Genomic DNA, 6361 nt, shown 5'->3' on the forward strand with positions numbered 1-6361 from the left:
AGCCACAGGCTTTCACGGATGACCGGCTCGTCGCGTGCATCGGCCAGATCGAGCGCACGTTGTGCGGAGGTCTCCGCCTCGGCGTAGTTCCCGGCCTCAAGCTGCGCGGCGGCCAGGTTCTGCCAGAGCACGGCGCGATTCGGCGTGTGATTGACGGCTTGCTCAAAGTACTCGACGGCCTGCCGGGGATCGTCCGCCTCGAGTGCTTCGCGACCCTGCTTGGCCAGTTGGTTGGCTTCCTGGTGCGCTGCCTGCGCCTCTTCGGGATCCTGCTCCGGTTCAGGCGCGCTGGAGATGGGCGGTTGGTCCAACTCATCCCAGGGGGAGCGCTCGTGCTCTTGCTGCTGCTCCTCGGTCTGTTCGTTTTGCTGTTCCTGCGGATCAGTGTCCGTGCGGGCGATACCGTCGTCGGGTGGGACGTAGCAGCCGGTATTGGTGAGCAGCCCAAGGGCTGTGAAGCCTGTCACCAGGGCCAGTGCGAGTGCCCGGCGCTGCCCCGATGCGGTGTTGGTACGGCCCTTGTCCATGGCGCTTGGCTGAGAGGCTCCGATGGAGTGATGGTCGGTTCCGGCGTGCGCTGTGCCGGTGTGCAGGTTTCCGCACCGCGGCGGACGTTCTTGAAACCACGTCTAGGTTACGATAAAGCCCATGCGGAACCGAGGGCAAACAGCAGGGTGCGTTTACGATCGGGAGGTGCTGCCACCCAGGGCCCTGTGTGCGAAGGCGTCTTCCGGTTCCAATGCGGTGGTACCGTGTGTCCGCTTTGTCTCGCCAGGGGCATTGTCAAGGCACGGCCTCGTGCAACAGCCAGGGGACCGAGTTCTCGGCGCTTATTGACCGATCCGGGCCATGACCTGCCGTGTGAGATGGGCGGCTTCGTGGCTCATGGCGGGCATCCGGTCGGCGTCGTGCTCAAGGAGGAGGATGCGCACACCTTCCACGGTGGCTTCCAGGGCTTGGAGTCGTTGGGTTGCCGTTCTCAGTGCGGCCACGGCCTGACGGCGCACGGGCACGCAAAGGCTGTGGTTCTCGCTGATGGACTCGTGGAGCGAGCGCAGCACTGCGACCGTCCCCTGGAAAATCGCTGCGGCCTCGACAAGATACGAGGCGCTCGCCCCATAGGCGTCGAGGGTCTCTGGTCCCCGATGGGCGGCGATGCGCTGTTGGAGTCGATAGCCGCGATCCTCGAGGGGGTGGAGGACGTGGTGCGAGGTGTGCTCGAGTTCTTCGGGGCTGCGCAGCGCATCGGTGACGGCCTGACAGCCGCGATGGATGTCCATACTCCAATGGGCGCAGTTCGATTCGAGTTCAGCGGCGCTGGAGAGCACTTCTGTGCGCGTTTTACGATTCAGTGGGAGTGCCAGGGCTCGGCGGGGGGCGTGGATCGGTCCTGGCCGGGTTGCGAATCTTGATTGGCCGCCGTGTCTCGGCTGGCGGCCTCGACGGCTCTGCGCAGGCCTCGGTCGTCGCCGAGTTCCTTTCGGGCAGCGGCGATTACCCACCAGCTTTCCCGTATGACGCCGTGCTCACGAGATCCGGAGAGGTCCAGGGCGCGTTGGGCTGACGTCTCCGCAGGGCCGAACTCCCCGGTTGCCAACTGCGCAGCGGCCAGGTTTTGCCAAAGTACAGCGCGGTTGGGGGTTAGGTTCACGGCTTGCTGTAGATACTCCACCGCCTGCTGTGGTTCGCTGTCCTCCAACTTTTGGCGTGCGCGGCGAGCCAGTTCGTTCGCTTCCTGTCGCTGTTCTTCTTCAGTCTCTGGATCCTCCGGCGCTGCGCCCGGCTCTTGTACGGGCTGGTCGAACTGGCCCCAGGGGGAGTCCGGCTGCTCGGTCTCCTCCACAGGTTCCCGTTCCGGTTGCTCGGCATCGGATCTTGCGATGCCGTCGTCCGGAGGGACATAGCAGCCAACACACGGGATGGCGAGCCAGGTGGTGGCTGCGAATGCGCAGAGCATCCGGCGTGCGCAGTGGCCTTGGGATGGTTCGACTTGGTGTCCCTGCATCGTTCTCAGTCTTCTGTGACTTGTCGTTTCGCTTGATTGCTGCCCCCGCGCGCCCGGTACGGCCTCCAAGGTTGTCGCCCAGCGCCTGTCGAATAGAGGGCGAGCCGAAACCGGATTCCTAGAGGGGATTCTAGAATGCCACAGCCCAGGCCAGTGTGCCTCCTTGCTCTTGGTGATCCTTGAAGGCGCTCAGGTGTGCATCGCCGCCGAGCAGCGGGAACCGCCAGAAGGCGTCAGCGACGATCGTCTCGGTGGTGGGGATGTCCACGGTTCTCGACTCGTGGCGGAGGCTGCCATCGGCCTCGATCCCGGTGGGTAGGCGTAGGGTCAGGTGACCGCCAAGATGGCGTCTATGGCCGATCGCCAGTCCCAGGCGCTCAGCGTCACGACGGTGCTCCAGACCCAGGCGGGTGATCTGTTCCCTCAGGTCAGCGCTTTGCAGCAAGCTCCCCAGGTTGGCCGCTTTGCGGTGCGTGTGGCGGTGCTCCAGCAGCAGATCGGTGGCGTTGGTCGCTTGCCAGCGCAGGCTGATGGTGCTGCGTTGGTGTGTTGCGCCGTCGACCGCAAATCCGCCCTCGCCACGCAACTCAGCGCCGTGGCCTTCGTGCTGGTAGACGGTGTGGGCGATCTCCAGGCCCAGCCGCCCGCGCTTGAGCCGGACGCCGGTATGGTAACCGACCGTACGCTCATCGGCTTTCCGGAGGCCATCTTCGCGCTCCCGGTGAGGCAGCAGGCCGTCTTCCCCACCTGCCAGCAGCGCCTGTGCCTGGACATCGAGCCAGGGGGCGAGTGTCCCTTGGGCGGTGAGCCGTTGCAGGTGGGTATGCGCGTCCAGCTCTGGATCGGTGTGTAGCCAGGCCCTTGGCTCAAACGCAAGGCTCTCCGGTAGCAGGGCGCCGGCGGTCGCCAGGTTGTGCTGCTCAAGCATCAGTCGGCCAGCCGGGGCGGCCAGCGTTATCCGCAGCGAGCTCGGGGCGTTCAGGGACGGAGGCGGTTGGGTGCCTTCGGCGCGCAGCACCAAACGGCCAAACGCATATTCTTCGGTCTGCTGTCTGGAGGGAGTCAGTGGAGAAAGGGCATGCGCCATCCGCTGGTTCAGGCCTTGAGGAGCGGTGGCGTGACCGACCGCAGCGCTTAAATCCGCGGGGAAGTCGCGGTTGAAGCGATCGGTGAGAATGCCGCCAGCCAGGGCGTCGTTGTCAAGCAGTGCCTGCACGGTTGCGTCGTTGCCGGTGAGCGTGGTTGTCGCCGCCGGTGCGCTTTCACCTTCTTTTAGAGGAATCTGCAAAGTGCCTTGGGGCTCTAGGGCGGCCTCGATGTCGAGTCGACCTTGGCCGTAGTGGCTGGGGTCGTACTCGTCGAAATCTCGGTCGGCGGTTTCCAGAAGAATCTCGGCAATCTCTTCGGCGGCGAGATGTTCCCACTCACTGAGGATGAGAGCCGCCGCGCCAGCGACTTTCGGGCTGCTGAATGAGGTGCCGCTGGCGCGGCTGTAATCATCGTCGCCGCTGCTGTCGGCGCTTTCGATGCGGACGCCTGGTGCGGTCAGAAAGCGTGCCTGGACGGCCGGTTCGGAGCCGGCCCGGTTGGAGTGTTCCCAGAGCCGGTCGTCTTCATCGAGGGCACCGACGGCGATGGCTCGATCTTTGAAGGTATCGATGGCTCCGGCGACATCGCCGATAGGGCCATCAGCACCTTCGTTACCGGCGGCGATGACGAGGAGGCGGTCATTGGCGGTGAACTCGCGCAAGCGCTCAGGGATGGCGTCGCTGGGGTCAAAATAGACTGCGGAGAGGTTGAGAATCCGTATATCTTCGGCCTCGGCCGCGGAGACGGCGGCATCGAAGCTCTCGCGGGACCACGCCCCGATGCCAAGGCCGTCAGCGTAGAGGTGTAGGTCGGCCTCCGGCGCCACACCCTGTTCAGTACCGGCGGTGATACTGGCCACACGGGTGCCATGATTCTGGGCGTCCTCTTCGGTCACGTCCCAGTCGCGATCCCCTGGGTTGTAGAAGCGCTGGTAACGTTCCGCGTGGGGCTTAAGCTCCCGGTGGCTGATCCGGAAATCGGAGTCGATGACGGCCACGCGGGCGCCCTCGCCGGAGTGGGGCTCGTGGGGAGCGACTCCTTGCGATTCATCGTCCGAGTCGCTGTCCGACTGCTGGAGGATCCAGATGGCCGTGCCAGCGGCTAGCGCACCAGCTGCAACAGAGCCCACGGCATGCACTGCTGGCTTTTCATCCGGCGGCGCATCCGTATCGGGAGCCTCCGAGGTCTGATCGTGTTGAGTATCCTCAGCGGCGAACGCTGCGTCGAGCCCACTGACGCCGAGCAGGAGGAGGGTCAGCGGTCTAACTATCGGTTGGATGCCAAGCATGACCATTCGGGTGATTGACAACCAACCAACGTTTCATTTTTTGGGCTGTCAATCGGCAGTGCACCTTATCATGTGTTAGGTTCTTTCCGCTCCCAGCAGCCATAAGTGGGCAGCTTTCGGCATGGTCCTTGGGGGGCCGACACCACGACAAGATCGCATTGAAGCGTGGCTCATGTCGAGAGCTGGTGTGCGTGGGCTAGGAACTCCCGGAAGAAGGCGGCCATGATCCCCAGCATGGTGCCGAGCACTGCTGAGAGGGCCATAGTCAAGCTTGGACCAAGGGCATCCGCTTGGTTCGCCGCTGCGAGTATTGGGGCTTCCGCGGTTTGAAGCTCCTCAATACGATCTTCGTAGTCGTCTTTTTTTTTGTGCATGCGTTGCTCTATCCGGCGTTTTTCGGTTCGAAACATACTGATTTTCCGCTGGAGCTCGCGTACCTCAGAGCTGGTTATTGACAGGTCTTGGCGCATACCCTCCAGTCGGATTCGCAATATCTCTGGGGATTGATCGAGGCCTGCTTCATTTTGAAGTTCTTCGAGTATGTGGTCGTGGCTTTCCTGAAGTCTCCGGCGTTCCTCCTTGATCCACTCCAGCTCCGCATGGGTGGTCTCTAGATCATCCTTGATTGCGTTGTGGTTGGATTTAAGCGTGGCATTCGCTCGGGCGAAATCGCGTTCGATGCGAGATTCATGGCGCTCGTACAAGGTTCCTTGTGTCGCCAGGAACCAGTCCCGGACCGCGCCGTGTAGGGCCTCTACCCGGGGCAGGCGATCCTCGCTGACACTGCTCTCCAGGATCAGCAGCCGTGAGCCTTCAACGTGGGTCAGCTTGATGGATGGCGCCCCCACCTCGTGCTCGGCCTCAAACCGCCGTTTAAGCTCCGGCAGCACCACCCGCTCCAAGCGGGCCATGACAGCGTCGGAGGAGATCAGCGGCTCCTCATCCTTGGCGGCGAACTCCAGCGTGGTGGTGTAAGTCTGGCTGGGTTTCTGCAGAAGGGCGTAGGTGGTGCCCAGGGCGAAGACGACCAGGGCGATGCCGAACAGCCACCAGCGCCGCCGCACCAGAACCAGCCACAGGTCGACCAGGCTGATCTCGTCATCCGGGACCCGGCGTGACTCCTCCGGGAAGTTTGCATCGCCGCGGTGGCTGGGAGGCCGGGTGCCGGGGGTGTTCTGTTCGTTCATGGGCCTTGGTGGGATCGGGTGTCAGGGATTTGCGCGGAAGCTACAACGAACGGTCGCTAACAGCAAGGCGGTCAGGTTTACTTCCGGTCGGATGGTGCCCTCAGGATTCCCGCCGGCCCGCCGATACGCCGGTTAGCAAGCTGACTGACCGACCCCGGCGAAGAAGGAGCCCCTCATGCGTTCTCGCTGCATCCGCTCGTACCTGATGGCCGCCGTGTTGGCCCTGGCGCCGGCTGCGGGGATGGCGGGGGTCAACTACAACTGGGTCCAGGTGGGTTACGCGGTGACCGATTACGGGTTCTCCGAAGACTTCGAAGGTGTTGATCTGCGCGCCTCCGCCTGGCTGCACCGCCATGTATTCGTGGAGGGCCTCTACCGCCATCAGGATGCGCGTATCTGGCAGCACGGCGGAGAAACCCATGCGGAATACGGCGCCATCGCCCTCGGTTTCCGCTACGGGGTCACCGGGGAGGCCGACATCTACGCCGCGCCGGCGCTGGAGTACGCGGACCGTCAGGGGGTTAGCAGCGAGTACGAGCTTGGGGCGCGGATTGGTTTCCGGCAGCGGCTGAACCGCCTAGAGGTCGGGCTCGAGGCGCGGTCCCTGTTCACCGGGGACGAGGGGGATACGCTTCTGGATGACGCTAGCGGCACCACGGTCAATGCGCTGTTCCATGTGAGCCGCGACGCGGCCCTGTTCGTCGAGTACGACAATACCGACTACGGCGCGCGGGACACCATGGAGACCCTGACGGTCGGCGGTCGGGCGAACTTCTGACATGGGTAGGCGAA

6 protein-coding genes are annotated in these 6361 nt (G+C 63.8%); 1 reads left to right on the top strand and 5 read right to left on the bottom strand.

Features of this window, described 5'->3' with window-relative positions; genetic code table 11:
* From LRG07_RS13205 to LRG07_RS13225, 5 genes are all read right to left on the bottom strand, one after another.
* Positions 1 to 527, bottom strand: a 527-nt coding sequence (locus LRG07_RS13205; protein ID WP_238642641.1) for a tetratricopeptide repeat protein, incomplete at its 3' end; no start/stop codon positions are given.
* A gap of 303 nt (positions 528 to 830) precedes the next feature.
* A complete protein-coding gene (locus LRG07_RS13210; RefSeq protein WP_238642643.1) occupies positions 831 to 1280 on the bottom strand; it encodes a hypothetical protein in 450 nt (149 codons plus the stop codon).
* Between the two features lie 68 nt (positions 1281 to 1348).
* Positions 1349 to 1843: a hypothetical protein gene (locus tag LRG07_RS13215; RefSeq protein WP_238642645.1), complete on the bottom strand. Its 495-nt coding sequence runs from the start codon at positions 1841 to 1843 to the stop codon at positions 1349 to 1351.
* Between the two features lie 292 nt (positions 1844 to 2135).
* Positions 2136 to 4382, bottom strand: coding sequence for a S8 family peptidase (locus tag LRG07_RS13220; RefSeq protein ID WP_238642647.1), 2247 nt, complete (start codon positions 4380 to 4382; stop codon positions 2136 to 2138).
* A 170-nt stretch (positions 4383 to 4552) separates the two neighbouring features.
* Positions 4553 to 5569, bottom strand: coding sequence for a Wzz/FepE/Etk N-terminal domain-containing protein (locus LRG07_RS13225; protein ID WP_238642649.1), 1017 nt, complete (start codon positions 5567 to 5569; stop codon positions 4553 to 4555).
* A gap of 175 nt (positions 5570 to 5744) precedes the next feature.
* Between LRG07_RS13225 and LRG07_RS13230 the strand changes: the two genes are divergently transcribed.
* On the top strand, positions 5745 to 6347 hold the full coding sequence (locus LRG07_RS13230) for a hypothetical protein (RefSeq protein WP_238642651.1): 603 nt from the start codon (positions 5745 to 5747) through the stop codon (positions 6345 to 6347).
* Positions 6348 to 6361 lie beyond the last annotated feature (14 nt).

The organism is Halorhodospira sp. 9622, from assembly GCF_022228025.1.
Lineage (GTDB): Bacteria > Pseudomonadota > Gammaproteobacteria > Nitrococcales > Halorhodospiraceae > Halorhodospira > Halorhodospira halophila_A.